This is a genomic window from Streptomyces sp. BHT-5-2 (assembly GCF_019774615.1).
GTDB lineage: Bacteria > Actinomycetota > Actinomycetes > Streptomycetales > Streptomycetaceae > Streptomyces.
On record NZ_CP081497.1, the window covers coordinates 1,348,224 to 1,362,402 of the forward strand.

The 14,179-nt window shown below is 68.2% G+C and carries 13 protein-coding genes and 1 pseudogene; 7 read left to right on the plus strand and 7 right to left on the minus strand.

The genetic code is table 11. The features are described from left to right. Nucleotides 1–571 precede the first annotated feature (571 nt). Nucleotides 572–1,750, minus strand: a complete 1,179-nt coding sequence (locus tag K2224_RS33870; RefSeq protein WP_221910974.1) for an FAD-dependent monooxygenase — start codon at nt 1,748–1,750, stop codon at nt 572–574. A 75-nt stretch (nt 1,751–1,825) separates the two neighbouring features. Between K2224_RS33870 and K2224_RS33875 the strand changes: the two genes are divergently transcribed. After that, on the plus strand, nt 1,826–2,428 hold the full coding sequence (locus K2224_RS33875; protein ID WP_221910975.1) for a TetR/AcrR family transcriptional regulator: 603 nt from the start codon (nt 1,826–1,828) through the stop codon (nt 2,426–2,428). A gap of 555 nt (nt 2,429–2,983) precedes the next feature. Continuing rightward, nucleotides 2,984–3,427 (plus strand): protein kilB, encoded by a 444-nt coding sequence (locus K2224_RS33880; RefSeq protein WP_221910976.1) that lies wholly within the window; start codon nt 2,984–2,986, stop codon nt 3,425–3,427. 348 nt (nt 3,428–3,775) lie between these two features. Here K2224_RS33880 and K2224_RS33885 read toward each other — a convergent pair whose 3' ends face one another. The 3 genes from K2224_RS33885 to K2224_RS33895 form a co-directional block, all read right to left on the minus strand. Beyond that, complete coding sequence (locus K2224_RS33885) at nt 3,776–4,294, minus strand: hypothetical protein (RefSeq protein WP_221910977.1); 519 nt, start codon at nt 4,292–4,294, stop codon at nt 3,776–3,778. 295 nt (nt 4,295–4,589) lie between these two features. Continuing rightward, the gene (locus K2224_RS33890) at nt 4,590–4,769 is read right to left on the minus strand and encodes a hypothetical protein (protein ID WP_221910978.1); all 180 of its coding nucleotides are present in this window, start codon (nt 4,767–4,769) and stop codon (nt 4,590–4,592) included. A 536-nt stretch (nt 4,770–5,305) separates the two neighbouring features. Beyond that, a complete protein-coding gene (locus K2224_RS33895) occupies nt 5,306–6,430 on the minus strand; it encodes a hypothetical protein (RefSeq protein ID WP_221910979.1) in 1,125 nt (374 codons plus the stop codon). A gap of 489 nt (nt 6,431–6,919) precedes the next feature. Between K2224_RS33895 and K2224_RS33900 the strand changes: the two genes are divergently transcribed. Next, the gene (locus K2224_RS33900; RefSeq protein WP_221910980.1) at nt 6,920–7,144 is read left to right on the plus strand and encodes a hypothetical protein; all 225 of its coding nucleotides are present in this window, start codon (nt 6,920–6,922) and stop codon (nt 7,142–7,144) included. 348 nt (nt 7,145–7,492) lie between these two features. Here the strand turns inward: K2224_RS33900 and K2224_RS33905 are convergent, their stop codons facing one another. Next, nucleotides 7,493–8,692, minus strand: a complete 1,200-nt coding sequence (locus K2224_RS33905; protein WP_221910981.1) for an endonuclease domain-containing protein — start codon at nt 8,690–8,692, stop codon at nt 7,493–7,495. Nucleotides 8,693–8,992: 300 nt separating this feature from the next. Further along, complete coding sequence (locus K2224_RS33910) at nt 8,993–9,568, minus strand: hypothetical protein (RefSeq protein ID WP_221910982.1); 576 nt, start codon at nt 9,566–9,568, stop codon at nt 8,993–8,995. Nucleotides 9,569–9,828: 260 nt separating this feature from the next. On the opposite strand from K2224_RS33910, the gene K2224_RS33915 reads away from it, so the two are divergent. From K2224_RS33915 to K2224_RS33930, 4 genes are all read left to right on the plus strand, one after another. Then, on the plus strand, nt 9,829–10,428 hold the full coding sequence (locus K2224_RS33915) for a helix-turn-helix domain-containing protein (protein WP_221910983.1): 600 nt from the start codon (nt 9,829–9,831) through the stop codon (nt 10,426–10,428). A gap of 24 nt (nt 10,429–10,452) precedes the next feature. Next, nucleotides 10,453–12,582, plus strand: a complete 2,130-nt coding sequence (locus tag K2224_RS33920) for a hypothetical protein (protein WP_221910984.1) — start codon at nt 10,453–10,455, stop codon at nt 12,580–12,582. Further along, the gene (locus K2224_RS33925; protein WP_221910985.1) at nt 12,582–13,289 is read left to right on the plus strand and encodes a helix-turn-helix domain containing protein; all 708 of its coding nucleotides are present in this window, start codon (nt 12,582–12,584) and stop codon (nt 13,287–13,289) included. The genes K2224_RS33920 and K2224_RS33925 overlap by 1 nt, the downstream gene beginning before the upstream one ends. 104 nt (nt 13,290–13,393) lie before the next feature. Beyond that, nucleotides 13,394–13,864, plus strand: coding sequence for a GNAT family N-acetyltransferase (locus K2224_RS33930; protein ID WP_221910986.1), 471 nt, complete (start codon nt 13,394–13,396; stop codon nt 13,862–13,864). Nucleotides 13,865–13,888: 24 nt separating this feature from the next. Here K2224_RS33930 and K2224_RS33935 read toward each other — a convergent pair. Then, nucleotides 13,889–14,031: pseudogene (locus K2224_RS33935) on the minus strand (transposase); the annotation flags it as partial. Nucleotides 14,032–14,179: the final 148 nt, after the last annotated feature.

Genomic DNA, 14,179 nt, shown 5'->3' on the forward strand with positions numbered 1-14,179 from the left:
GTGCCACAGTGTGGCCAGATCACCTGAGGCGCCCTGCGCAACGCCTGCTCCCACCAGAGTGCCACCACCGCATGCGCCAGACCGAACACCCGCTCCGGCCGGGTTCCGGCCCGCCGCGCCACACCCGCGCACCGCCGCCGCGCCGCGACCACCTCCGGCAGACCGCGCAGGCGTTCGCGATCAGCCCGTTTGCGGGCCAGCTGTCCTCCGCGCTCGCGGGCCGCCTCGGTTCGACCGTGGACGTCGTGCTGCGGCAGCGGGCGATCCGCGCGGTGAACGCGCCGGTGGGCATCGCCGCCTTCCGGCGGCTCTGCAGCCGCTCACCGAGCTCGATGGTCTTCCCCGGTCCGAACGCCTCCGTGGTCTTCCCCGGTCCGAACGCCTCCGTCTCCTGGAGAGCACAACCCGCCACACGGCACCCACCCCGACGCAACCACCGGCCCCGGTGCGCAGCCGTAAGACAGGCCCCTGCCCATGCCCCTGCAACGACGCGGGATTCTGCGGTGGTTGCGGCCACGCGGGATGCGGAGACGACCGATGACATGCGCACCCGTCGCATCAGGGCGTTTGATCATTTCGACGGTTCCGGATCAGGCGAGGCCGCTCGGCGCCGACGCAGCCCTTGGTGTATCAGTCGGATGCCTGACGCGAAGGGCCAGAGCCGTGTCGCCCCGTTCCGGGCGGCGATGCCGAACCGGCTGGCCGGGATGAGCAGTGCGGTCGCCTGCCTGACGGCGCGTTGCTTGGGCGCTACCAGGTGGCGGTGTTCCCTTTCGTAGCGGTGGAAGGCCGCCTCGTGGTCCGCCGGGGTTGCGGCCAGCGCCTGGGCCAGGGTCGAGGCTCCGGCCATCGCCAGGGTTGAGCCGTCTGCGAAGAGCGATACGCAGGAGGCGGCATCGCCCAGCAGTGCCACCCGGCGGGTGGACCAGCGATCGAGCCGGACCTGGCTCACCGAGTCGAAGTAGAGGTCCTCGACCTCGCGCATGCGCTGAAGGAGCTCAGGGACGCACCACCCGGCGCCGCTGTAGGCATCGATGAGACGGCGCTTGTGGTCCGCGGTGTCCCGGTGGTCGAAGCTTGCGTCGCCGGGCCCGCGGTACAGGAACGCGGCCATGGCCTTCCCACGGCAGGGGTGCAGTGCGACGGCCCGACCGGGCGCATTGTGCAAAAGGACCGTGTGCCGGTCGAGGTTGAGGTCGTCCACCGGCATGGTGGCGACCCAGACTCCCCTGTGCCGCACGAAGGCGGCCTCGGGGCCGAAGGCGAGCTGCCGGGTCCGCGAGTGCAGTCCGTCGGCCCCGATGACCAGGTCGAATCGGCGCGGCGGGGCCTTTTCGAAGGCGACGTCGACGCCGCCCGCGTCTTGGTGCAGCGCGGCCATGGAGTCGCCGAAGAGGAACTCGGCCTCCTCGCGTGCCGCCTCGAAGAGGATCGTCGCCAGGTCGAACCGGGGCAGCTCGACCGAGTCACCCCTCCTCGCCTGCGTCGGGATGCGGCCGACCCGGCGGCCGAAGTCGTCGACGAAGTTCACTTCGGTCACCTCGGTCCCCGCGGCACGCAGCCGGGGCATGATCCCCATCTGCTCGGCGACCGAGAGGGCCGGGCCGCGCACGTCGACGGGGCTGCCACTGGAGCGCAGGCCCTGCGCGCGTTCGACCACGGTCGGTTGGAAGCCGTGGCGGGCCAGCCAGTAGGCGAGTGTGGGCCCGGCGATGCCGGCTCCGGAGATCAGAACGGCTCGGTTCGTCATGAACGAAAGATAGCTGCACCAAGTGCAATTCTGCACTCGATGCAGTCATGCATTGGGTGCACTACGCTGCTGGGCATGACCTCGCTTCGTGAACGCAAACGGGAACGCACCCGGCAAAAGATCATTGACGCCGCTGCCGACCTCTTCGAACGCCGCGGCTACGAGGCGACGACCATCGCCGACATCGCCGATGCGGCCGAGATCGGCACACGGACGTTCTTCAGCTACTTCGGAAGCAAGGAGGAACTGCTCTTCCCCGAAAGCAGCGCCCGTGTTGCCGCCGCGCTCGCCACGATCGAGGCACGTGGGCCCCAGGACCGCCCCGCCGACCTGCTCATGCGGGCACTGCAGCAGGTCAACGAAGCCAACACGGAAATGGCCGACTCGACGGCCCGACTCCGGATGCGGCTCATACAGTCCGTTCCCGCGGTACGCGGAAGAGCCCTCCAAGAGCAGTTGGACGCCCAACTGCAGATCGCCCGGCACCTGCAAGCAGCGTTCCCCGACGAACTGGACGCGGTACAGGCGGCCGCCATGGTCGGCGCCTTCATCGGCGCGGTCACCGGCGCACTGCACGTACTGCTCGCCGAGCCCGACGCCCTGGCCGATCCCCGGCGGCTCCAGCGGCGGATGCAGGAGGCCACCAACAAGGCGCTGCGACCGTTCCTGGAAGAATGAGACGGCGGCGACACATCGGGGTCGAGTAGCGCCGGCACACCGACCGGCCTGCACGTACAGCACGACCTGTTCGCCGACTTGCTCACGCCGGGATGGGTGTGGCCGCCGCACCCCAAGGGCTGCGGCGGCGCCGGCACACCGGCGGTCACGTGCACCATCGACTGTGAGTCGTTCAAGATCTAACGGCCACGTCCGGCTTGGTCAGCTCACAAGCGCCGGGCTTCTCGCCGCCGAGGAAGGGCGGCGGGCTAGGCTGACGTGCTGTCGGTGATGGTGTTCGCGGTCTGGGACGAGCTGTGGCATTGGTGTCACTGCCGGACGTCAGGGCTCGGCGCAGCGGGACCAACGCGAGGTGGCGCTGTCATACATCGCCGGCTCGCGCGACGCTGGATCGGACCGTGACCGCGGTGTCGACGGGCGGTCGACGATGTGGTGCGGCACGTGAGTGACACCGAAGGCGCTGCCGTGTACCTCGCTGTCCGCCGACCTCACCACCGAAACCGACTACCCGAGAGGCCCCAATACCTGATGTCCATATGGCCTTCGATCGTTGCTGTGCTCGGTACCCTCGCCGGTGCCCTGACCGCCGGACTCCTCCAGCACCGTTCGGCACGCACCGCACGCGCCGAGGAGCGCGCCGAGGGCCACCGCCAGGACCGGCTCGGCGCCGTCGCCGACTTCGCGGCCGCCCTGGACTCGCACCGCTCGGCGATGTTCCACCGGGAGCGCCTGGCCCTGACCGAGGCAGGCACCGAGCACCAGCTTCCAGCCCAGACGAGGTCCCACGACACCCGGGCGGCAATCACCGTGCCCCACATCCGCCTTCAGGTCCTGGTCCCTGAGCTGGCCGGCCTCGCCGAGCAGGCCGCAGAGGCCACGTACGCGCTGCGCAAGGCCATCGACCAAACCGAGCTGGACGCCCTGCGCCATGCGGCCAAGGAAGCATCCGTCGCCTTCGTCGCCGCGGCCGCCACGCTGTTGAACCCCAACAACCGCTGACAGAGAGCGACCACTGTCAGCGTCCTGGTGGTCCGGTCCCATACGCCCGCCGACACTCGTGCGCTCCCGTGGCGGGTGTTCCTGATTCTCGCCGTCATCGCGGACGTCGGTGGTCGTGAAGCGTTCCTGGAAGCCGCAGGCAACCGTTCTTGGAGATGACCTACGCGGCCATTCAGGCTCGGCTGCGGGGTATCGCCGTAGCGGTCGCCCCGAACGGATCGCTGGTTCCAGCCGGGAGGAGTCCACCGCGCCGTGCGGAGATCATCCCTGACGCCCTGCGGCTCTGTGAGGACGCAGAAGCGGCGATCGATTCCGGTGAGCCGGATGACGTCGGTGCCACAATCGCGATCACTGCGCGGTGGGGTTGCTGTAGTCGTTGAGAAGGGGACTGTGGCGTTCGGTGAGTGGGCCAACGCCGAGGTCTTCACGCATGAGCTTGCGCATCTGGGCGGCTGCTTTGCCGCGTGCCTCCCAGCGGGCGCGATCTTCTGGACTGCTGACGGCAGTGCCGTCGACGTAGCCGTCGCAGATGCTTCGCAGGCAGTGGAACACGCTGTTGGAGGCCTTGACGACGGGTTGGGGGGCGATGAGCCACATCCGTTCTGATGCGATGGCTATGCCTGAATCCCGAAAGGCTTCGCGCAGCGCAAGCGTCCTGTCGTCGGAAGGGTGCTCGCGCTCGGCCACGGCCCGCAGGGTCTCACCGAGGACCTTCACGGTGGTGGTGTACTGCGTGTAGATGTCGAGCCGCAGCCGAAGAGCCTCTTTGTCATCCTCGTGCTTCCACCGATTCCGATCGGCGATGAGCGTAGCGACGATGCCGATCGCGGCCCCGACGACGGTGGAGAGCAGTGGTAACCAGTCCATACGGGCTAGCTTGGCCCATCCCGCGATGGCGGCACCAGTGGACTTCGGGGACGAACCTGCACCCGCCGGCGACGAGACCCCCGACAACTGACCCGTCGTTCCGGCAGCGTGGTCGGCTGTGGCTATGCCCACTCCAGTCCCGCACCGAAGCGCACGCTCAGCGGCAGGTTCGATCGAAAGACGAGATCTGCCCTGGCGCTGGGCGCCGCATCCGTGGCGTGAGCGCGGGAAGCGCTGAGCGCCTTGGTGAGCGTTTGGTTCCTCGATGTCACGGGACGACCTCCAGGGCGAGTAGCTACAGCAGCGATGCCGGACTCCCGCAACTTGCGGCCAAGTGCTCCACCTTGGGAAGTGTTCCCGAGTAATCACCGCTCACGACGCGGCGTACCACGGTCTTGGCGCTTTTCAGGTCAAGGCCAAGCTCGGCGCGCAGCACGCGCATGATGGTGTCGCTCTTGGCCGAGGGACCGCTCACGTCCAGCGTCGTGGGCCATGCTCGTTAGAGCATCTGGTCCCGCCCTTTGGCCCACTGGTCGCCACCGCACACGGCTCCTGCACATCGACAGGCGGAACAGGTTGACTTAACGTCCCCTCGCAACCGGCCGCCCACCAGGGACTGAACTCCCCAACACTCCAGCTCCGCACCCTCCGCACCGCACTCCTGGCACACGGCGGAATACCTGACGGATTCGAAAACTGCCTGCTCCATACCCGCCCCCAGCGCAGTTGAGGTCAAACGACGACAAGTTCAGGGCCGCACGCAGGAAGCCGAGTTGTCCTGGCACCAGCCACCCAAGGGGTGACGCATCTCGTAGAAGCCCTGCACGAGACCGACGAGAACGGCGATGGACACCGCGAGGCACAGGGCGAGCACGGTCCACAGGGCAATCTTCCTGGCCTTGCGGCGATCGACGCCACGTGATCGCGGCTGTCGCCGGGGGCGGGGTGCTGCCCGCGGCTTGTCGGGATCGGGGAGCGGTGCTCCGGTGTGGCGGCCGACGTAGCGGGGGCTCACAGGGTGGCCTGCATCTGGCCGGAGCTGCCTTTGACATCGAAGTCGCGTGCCAGCCCGGTGGTGTTGAGGTGGGCGAGGTCGGCTTGCTCCAGCTCCATCTTGAACGGGCCTCCGAAGGCGGTCTGCGTGCGGCGATGCTCGCTGGGGATGCCCCAGTCGTACCGCTTTTGCACGTCGACGTGGTAAGTGACCTGGTCGCCGTGCTTCTCTCCCACGACGCGGTACTGGAAGTGGTTCAGGCCGTAGTACCAGTCCAGGCTCTTCTCACCATCCTTGGGGTCCGGCGCGGTCGACTGCCATTCGGTGGTGAACGGGCCGTCGGGACGCTTGCTGACGTCGTTGGCCATGGTCTTGTCGAAGTCCCGCTGGAACTGGGGGATGTCCTGCATCAACTGCTGAGGCTCGACCTCCACGGGCTTGCCGCTGCCGTCCAGGTAGTGCTGGACCAAGCCGGCCGCGTTCTTCCAGCCGCGCGCATTCGCCATCGCTCCGACGTTGTTGAGCTGATTGCGGACCATGTGATCGTGCACCGTCGGTTCGTCGACGTTGTTTCTACGGTCCTCGGTCTCGAAGTTCTGCACCGTCCCGAAGATCACCTTCAGGCTCAAGGCGATCCACTCATCGTTCTCGGACGCAGTACCGAGCACCTGCTTGGCACGCTCCTCCAGCGAGGTGGCGATGCGCTTGCTCTCGTCGAGGATCTCTTGCGCATCCGGTGCATCGGGGTCGTACATCACCGCGTACTGGATACTGCCGTCGTCGTTGATCGTCATGCCATGGCCGAACGCTTCCTGCTGCAGCGCCCGCGCCTGATTCTGCAACCCCTCGAACCCTTTGACTCCTCCCGTGCCGGAGGCTCCGTCGGCCTCCTCGTCCAAGAACCGGCGCAGACTCTTGACCTCGGCATCGAGGGCCTCGATCCCGGTCTGGGCTCGGTCGCAATACTCCTGCGCCTTCCGACCGCCTTCACCACTCCAGTGATCATCGTGAAGCTTGCGGACGACGTCGTCGTGGAAGGTCTCGCGGGCCTCTTTGATCTGCTTGTGGACGCGGCCCCACCGGTCGGCGAACGTCTCCAGGCCGTTGACGTCCAGTTCCAGAAGCTGCGTGAAAGTAACCATGCGTCGTATGCCGTTCAGCGGTAGAGGTTGCGAAACGTGGAATCCAGCGCGGCCTCGTTCTCGACGTAGGCGTCCGCGCTGCGCCGGAAGCTGTCGGCGGCGTAGTCCAAACGACCCGTGACTTCCCTCACGAGCGCCTCCCAGCGTTCCTGCATCTCGTCGATGCTCGCGACGAACGACCAACCAGGAGCAGCCTTCCGCAGATCCCCATTGGCGTCATCGGCCAGGCCCCTGGATCCAGCACCACCTTCCGAACGCCTCCCTGATCTCCTCCCACGATCCAGGATCGCCGACATCGGGCCAAGCCCGTGGGTTCCTCCGCACGGTCTCAATGAGGGGCATCACCTCAGTGCGCGCTTGGTCGTTCGGTAGCTCGGCCATGACCTCGGCCGCAAGTCCCTCCACGACAACCCCGTACCGCAGCTCTGCTCCCTTGGTCGGCTGGACAGCACCGTAGAGAGCTGCCACCGACTGCGGCGAAACCTGTGGATGTCCAGGGACGGTGGCGATCTGTCCCGCTCCCAACTTGTACAGCCCTGTGAACAGCTCATCGCTGAAGCCGGTGTTGTTCCCGTCACCCGCGCCTCGGGCAAGTCCCGCACGGTCGCCTTCCGCTTCGCGACCAACCGCAGAGCCCGCCTCGCGCTGACCGTCTTCGCCGACAACAGCCGGCACGGCAGCGACTGGGCCGCCAAGATCTACAACGACGCCTAAGAAGCGACACCCCCATGCCGTCCGCATCCTGGCGCGGGCCTGGCTGCGGGTGATGTGGGCCTGCCGGCGCGACGACGTCTGCTACGACCCCGTCATCCACCAGGCCAACAACAAGATCAACACGACCGCCGAGGAGCCTCTGGCGGCATAGAGGTTGACTCAGGAAACTCATCCGTCACCCCAGGACGGATTCCGGTAGGAGCGGGCGGTACGTAGACCATGACGTGTTTGGTTTCGCTGATGCCCGGCAGAAGGCGGCAGAGGTGCCGCCTTCTGCCGGGCTCCCGGTCCACGGGCGGACTCGGGAGGGAAAGCTGAGGAAGAGGGGCGATGAGGAGGCACGGGCCGTCAATCGGAGTCCTGGCCGGGGGCGTCGTCACCGGCTTCCAGGGCTTTGTCGACGAACTCCTCTACCAGCTGCCTGACCTGAGCGGCCGGCACGGCCTGTTCCCACTGGGGTGCAGACGCGCACTGCCAGCAGTGCATCCGGAAACGGATCGATCCGTCTTCCTCCACCGTCCCCCACGCGGAGTGGGGCGGCTGCGCACACGGGCCGTGAGGGTCGAGCACGAACGTCTGCAGCACGATGTCGGACTGATGGCGCGGCGGCACGGTCCTGTCGCGGCGGCAGCCGTCGCACAGCAGGAGATGGCGGACCGCGCCCGGCCGGTGGATGAACCTGTGACCGCCGCCCTCGTAGGTGTTGCAGCTGGCACACACCGGCCCGCGCACGAATCCGTGTGTGTGGCAGTGGTCCCAGTACACGGCCTGCCGCGGGCTGGGGCACAAGCGGCACAAGAATGCCTCAGGCTGCGAGTTCTTCGGCAGTGACGCATACAGCCTGCCGCGCAGATGGTCCTTGTAGGGGCGGGCGACGGAGGCGGCGCATGCGGGGCACAGGGTGGTGTAGCCGCTGTTGCTGGACGTGCGCCACTTCCAGACGTCTCCGGCCTTGTTGCAGCGGCTGCATCGGGCAGCCTGTTCGACGCATTCGGCGGCGATCCGGTCCGCCCGGTCGAGGAGAGCGGCGTAGGCACGCGGGACCATCCAGGCGGTGCCGGACCACGTCAGCAGCGGTAGGGGGCTGGTGCACGCGATGGGCCACTGGCCGTAGCGTTCCTTGACCTGCTCGAAGGTCGCTCCGCACCCCAGTCCATGGTGGTTCGGCCGGGTAAGGCTGCACGGCCGCTGCCCTTCACAGCGGCACCCGTTGGTGCTCTGGTCCTGGTAGGAGGTGTCGGCGAACCAGCGGCGGATCTGCGGGCGCCACGTCGGGCCGTGTTCGGCGGACGAGAGGCAGGCGTCGACCAGGTCGTCCGGATCGAACGGGAGAGAAGCGAGCCGTTTGCCGGCCTTGCGGATGTCCCGGTCGTCCAGCCGCCACCGGCCCTTGTACTTGTAGCCGCGGACTGCGGTGTCTCCGATGAGGACGTGGTTGCTGAACTGAAAGGTGTAGCGGGACAGCGAGGCGGGCGCCGCGGGGACGGGGCAGCCCTCGGTGAGTTCCGCCAGCAGCCGGTTGGCGTACTCCGGACTGATCGGTGCCATGGTGTGTCTCTCCTTTGTACGGGGGAAGGCGCGGAGTGTAGTGGGGGAGGTCCGCAGCCGCTGACGGGATGCGGCCCGGTCGGGAGGGCCGCGGGCGGAGGAGACTGTGACGGGGCTGGGAGACGTCACAGGCACGGGGCCGGCTCGGGTCGTGGTGGGGGTACAGGTTCCCAGCCGCCGGTCAGAAAGGCTGCTCTGGCCTCTTCGCACACGGTGCGGGGACGGCCGTCGGTGAGGAAGCTCGCGCGGTCGCCGTACTCGATGGGCCGAGCTGCTGTCCGGTGCACCGTCCACAAGCCGTCACTTGTGGTGCAGGCCGCAGGCGGTGAGGCGGTACAGCCACCGATCGAGAGGATCGGCCTGTACGGCTGCCCTGGGCTTGGCGCGGGTGTAGGCGATCAGCCAGTCCGCGAGCCACGGCCTGGCAGCCTGGCGGCTGATTTCCCGGAGCAGCAATTCCGTTGCGGCGAAGGTCCCTTCGGCCGCGGCCGTCCCGCGCAGCCGCTGCTGCCAGCACGCGGCGCCGAGCAGCCGGGCCACGGCGATGGTCTCCGGATAGGACACCAGCGCATGCGGCACCACCGCCGTCGGCCTGCACCCCGTGACCGCGGCCAGTCGACGTACACGGTCCTGCCAGACTGTCTCGGATCTCCATCCCTGTACCTGCCACGACCACACCACCGCCGCGGCGAGCGCCACCACGTCTGCGGCATCCGGACGGGCCCACACGAGAGCGGCGTGGCGGCGGTGAGCGGTGAGGACCTCGGGCAGGGTCTCCAGCGGAATGCTCGCCGGCCTCCTGGGATGCGTGAGGAGCCAGCGCCGGTGACGCTGGCAGACGTGCCCGGCCGTTCCCGGGTACACCAGCACCGGCACTCCGGGCCGCCAGGCCCGCCCGGTACACGAAGGGCAGGCCCCCACTACCCATGCTGTCGGGGCCACAGGCCCCGCCGCGGACGAAGCGCGCCTCAACCTCCTGTATCGCGCACCTGACGCTGTCTCTCCGGCCCGGGCGATGAATGAACCCGGGCCCGACCGCGCGGTCCAGGACGTTCCTGCATTCTTTGACGCGCCTTCAGGCACCCCCTAAAATTGATGCCTGATCTGATATCAGAGTTCGCATGTAGGTGGTGAAAATGCTCCTGACAACCGGGCAGGCAGCGGAAGAGCTCGGGTGTGCCGTCACCACTTTCCGGCGCCTCGTACACGCCGGACTACTCCCGGGGCTCTCCCGCCGGGGGGTACGCGTCATGGTTCCCCTTCGCACCGTTCAAGCCCTAAGCGTGCGTCGGGAAGCGTCACTGACCCAGCTGGACACCAAAGAGATCGCCGTCCTGCGGGTCGACTCCGCCCAGTGGACGGACGAGCCGAACCGCGACTGGATCGGCTTCTCCGCCTCTCTTACCCCCGATGACATCCTTAAGGCGCTGCGCGGCTGGTGGCGCTGCGACGCAGCCAGCGTCGCCGCCGGGGGAGTGTTGCCCGTGACGCTTTCAGGGTTCGTGGTGGCCATTTTGACCAACATCGGGACCTGGGAGAGAAACGAGCACGGCCGCCACTCCTTCCCCGCCGCCGAACTGGCTGGCTACGTCACCGACCTCGCCCAGCCAGCCATAGAACTGACGACACGAAAGCCAGCAGACCGCGCCCTCGCCCAGCAACTGCTCGGCACCCGTCTCATCTCGCACTCGGGCGGCGCCATCGCATACGTCACCACCAACACCACCACCGGCTGACCCGGCAGCCGGAAAGGGACCGTGATGGACAGCAGGACCTACACCGCCGCTCTCGCCGAACTGCGCGCCCTGCGTGATGAGATCAGGAAGAAGCAGGCCGAGGTCGCCAAGCTCGAAGCGCAGCGTGCGCGTAGCATCTCCGCCCTGGCCGGTTACGAGAAGGCCAAAGCGGACCGTATCGCACCGGCGGCCGGTCTGAGTCTGGCCGAAGTCGTCGCGATCGCCCCGATCCTGGCCCCCGAGAGCCTCACCACCCCCGCTCCGCCACCCCCAACAGCCCCCGCTCCCCGCCCCGAGGCCGACCAGGCGGCACCCGCTGCCCCTCAGCCGCCGCCGGCTGCCCCCGCCCCGGACATGACCGCCAAGACCAGCAAGCCCCACACATCCACTGCGCCCATCGGCGAGCCACAGCCACCTGCCACACCCCAGCCCGCGCACCACAATGCGACGCCCGAGGCCCCGAGGGTGTTGCCGTCCCTGCCCGAAGGGCCAGAAGGCGACCGCTGGGTCGGGCACACCGTCAACCTGGCTTCCACCCGCCCGAACTTCACCCAGCAGGCCCGCTCCACCGCCTTCCTCGACACCACCACCGGCATGCTGGTCCACCGCGACCAGACCCACCACCTCGACCTCGGCAGCCGATCGGCCGCCGACATCCTGCAGGCCGTCTTCCACACCCTCCCCGACGGCGTGGAACGCCTCTACATCACCGCAGGCGACCCCTGGCACCGCGACGCCGACCGCTACCCCTTCCTGCGAGATGCCGTCGCGGCCTGGCTGAATGCTCCCGTCCCCGGATGGCGCACCGACACCGGCCGCGGCCGCGACCGGATGGCGGGCCACTTCGTCCACGCCCGCAACCCCGTCGCCCGCTACCAACGTGAAGATGGCCAGCAGCACGTCGAGATCCGCTCGGTGGGGGAGTGGTTCGACCCCGAGGGAGCCGACCCCACCGTCATCCGCGACGCCTTCGTCCTGCTGTGGAAGGCCCTGCGTACCCACTGGTCCGACGCCGTCATCATGGGCTCCCCCTCCCAGACCGGCCGCGACCTGTGGACCCGCACCATCCCCGCCCGCGGACAGTTCGCCGACGGCTACCCCGTCCTGTCCGAAGAACTCCGCGGCCTCCTCCACGCCACCGCAGGCCAAGGCCGCACCGAACTGCTCACCCCGCCCTCGGTTCCCGAGCAGCTGCCGGCCCTGGTCGAATACGACCGCACCTTCGCCTACGCCAAGCACACCTGGAAATCCCCCGTCGGCACCCCCCGCCGCATCACCGCCACCACCTTCGCCTCCTGGAGCCAGAAGGAACAGACCAAGGCCCTCTTCGGCTGCGGCCACTGGCAGATCCGCGTCACTGTCCCCGACACCTGGAATCACGTCGGCCTCCTGCCTGCCCCCGCCCCCGGCGAACGCGCCTGGCACTACCCGGCCACCCCCGGCACCACCTTCACCACCTGGGCCGGCGGACCTGAGGTCTACACCGCCCTCACCAACCCCCTTGGTCCCTGGAAGATCGAGATCCTCGACGGCCTGCTGTGGCAGGACGGCAAACCCCTCGACGACTGGTCCAAGAAACTCAAAGACGCCTGGGCCACCCTCACCGCCCAAGCCAGCCTCCACGGCGACCCCACCCAACGCCAGGCCGCCCACCTCGCCTCCCGCGCCGTACGCGCCCTTCTCCTCTACGGCATCGGCTCCTTCGCCCAACGCCCCCGCACCGTCACCGGCACCACCCCCCGCACCGCCGAACGCGACGTCCCCGCCGACGCCGAAATCATCGGCTTCGACGACGAGGCCATCACCTGGCAACGCGCCACCGGCTTCGCCCGCGACCCCAACGCCCACCCCGAATGGGCCGCCGGCATCTGGTCCGGCGCCCGCGCAGCCCTGCTGTCCATGCGCATGCGCGAGGACGACACCTACGTCGGCGCCCTCCACACCCCACCCGGCACCGTCGTCGCCTTCCGTACCGACGCCGTCTACCTCACCGCACCCCAGAACTGGCCCTACCACGGCCAGCCCGGCGAATACCTCCACAAAGGCCACCTGACCGGCCCCATCCCCGCACCCACCACCGAAGACGAACTCCTCGCCTTGCGCGATGCCGGACGCGCAGCCCTCCACCCCAGCCCACGCGGCGGTGACGCCTGATGCCCCCCCAACGCCGCAGCCCTAAGCCCGCGTTGAACGAAGCAGCCCAACTCTCCGACCAGCTCCTCACCGCCGGCTACACCAAACGCGACATCGCACGCATCATCAACCGCGACCCCTCCCTCGTCTCCCAGTTCTACACACGCCACAAAGGCGCCGCCTTCGTCCCCGCCCTCCGCCACACCCTGGCCGCCGTCCACGCCGGCATCACCGACACCAGCGAACTCGCCGCCCTCGCCGCCCCCCACATCACCCGTCGTACCACCGCCGCCGGCACCCGCGCCCGCGTACGCACCAAAGCCGTCCTCATCACCCCCACCGGCACCGGCACCGGCCGCGCCGGCGCCCAAGCCATCGCCTCCGGCTCCACCCGCCTACGCCCCCTCATCGCCGAAGCAGCCCGCCAACGCCTCCGCCTGGCCTTCACCATCCGCATGCCAAAGAGTGGCTACACCCACGCCTCGGGCAGCCGCCTGGACTCACCCGGCGTACGTCGCGAGGTCGTCCAACGCGCTGATCACACCGAAGAACGCTCCTACGGCTCAGCCACCACTGGTGGTTTCGACGCTGCCGAGTTCGCTCAACGCGTCGACGCAGCAGGGGGCGACGTGACCGCAGCCGTCCAGCAGTGGCTGCTGGAAACCGGTCGCATCCACCCCGGCGCCCATATCACCCACCTGGAAATCCGCACCTGGCGACCCCGCTGACACACCCGTCGCGCATGGGCTAAAGGTTGTCCCGTAATTGCGAGCTGGGCCTAGTCTGAACCAGCTACCTGGGTACCGATCTTCTGGAGAGTGAGAGTGCGCCTATGGGCATATCCATGCGCGAGCTTGAGGACAGCGACCTGCCGATCTTCTGGCAGCAGTTGACGGACCCCGAGTTGCAGCAGATGGCAGCTGTGACCAGGAAGTATCACTACGATCGCGGCCACTTCGACCAGCACTGGACGAAGGTATGCTCGGACCCGTCCGTGATCTTGCGAACCGTTCTCGCTGACGGCGCTGTAGCAGGACACGCCGCTGTCTTCGGTCTGCCGTCAGAGCGTGAGGTCACGTACGTCATCGGGCGAGCCCATTGGGGCCAGGGTATTGCCACTGCGGCCCTGGCTGAACTGATCAAGCTGGAGCCCGCGAGGCCGCTGCACGTTGACGCTGCCGCTGACAATGCCGGCTCCATCCGCGTGCTGGAGAAGTGCGGCTTCATTGTCACGGGGAAGAGCCGGTGCTTCGCCCGGGCTCGTGGCCAGGACATCGACCTGGCGCACTTGACGCTGAGCTGAGCATGCCGCCGCTGTCAGGACCGCTCAACCGGCCAACGCGAGGTTGTGCAGACGGGCGATGCCGAGCATGGCCTGGTGAACGCCGTTGCCCTTGAGTCTCGGCAGTCCCTGAGGATTTTCCAGTTCTTTAGCCGGGACAGGGCGTGTTCCACCCGGGCTCGCGCCCGGCGGTGGACGGCGTTCTCCGACTCCTGTTCTTGTTCAGCGCCACCAATTCCCCCTCTTCGGTCCGACTGTAGCTCCCTGCAACTGGCCTGTCCCGCAGGTATTCCTGGGTTCGGCAACCCCGCTGTCTCAGCCCAGGTCCGGGGCCCC

Coding starts and splice junctions, on each gene's coding strand:
- K2224_RS33885 (WP_221910977.1), bottom strand. CDS start 4,294: ATGGACTGGTTACCACTGCTCTCCACCGTCGTCGGGGCCGCGATCGGC.
- K2224_RS33895 (WP_221910979.1), bottom strand. CDS start 6,430: ATGGTTACTTTCACGCAGCTTCTGGAACTGGACGTCAACGGCCTGGAG.
- K2224_RS33900 (WP_221910980.1), top strand. CDS start 6,920: ATGTCCAGGGACGGTGGCGATCTGTCCCGCTCCCAACTTGTACAGCCC.
- K2224_RS33915 (WP_221910983.1), top strand. CDS start 9,829: ATGCTCCTGACAACCGGGCAGGCAGCGGAAGAGCTCGGGTGTGCCGTC.
- K2224_RS33930 (WP_221910986.1), top strand. CDS start 13,394: ATGGGCATATCCATGCGCGAGCTTGAGGACAGCGACCTGCCGATCTTC.
- K2224_RS33870 (WP_221910974.1), bottom strand. CDS start 1,750: ATGACGAACCGAGCCGTTCTGATCTCCGGAGCCGGCATCGCCGGGCCC.
- K2224_RS33875 (WP_221910975.1), top strand. CDS start 1,826: ATGACCTCGCTTCGTGAACGCAAACGGGAACGCACCCGGCAAAAGATC.
- K2224_RS33905 (WP_221910981.1), bottom strand. CDS start 8,692: ATGGCACCGATCAGTCCGGAGTACGCCAACCGGCTGCTGGCGGAACTC.
- K2224_RS33925 (WP_221910985.1), top strand. CDS start 12,582: ATGCCCCCCCAACGCCGCAGCCCTAAGCCCGCGTTGAACGAAGCAGCC.
- K2224_RS33920 (WP_221910984.1), top strand. CDS start 10,453: ATGGACAGCAGGACCTACACCGCCGCTCTCGCCGAACTGCGCGCCCTG.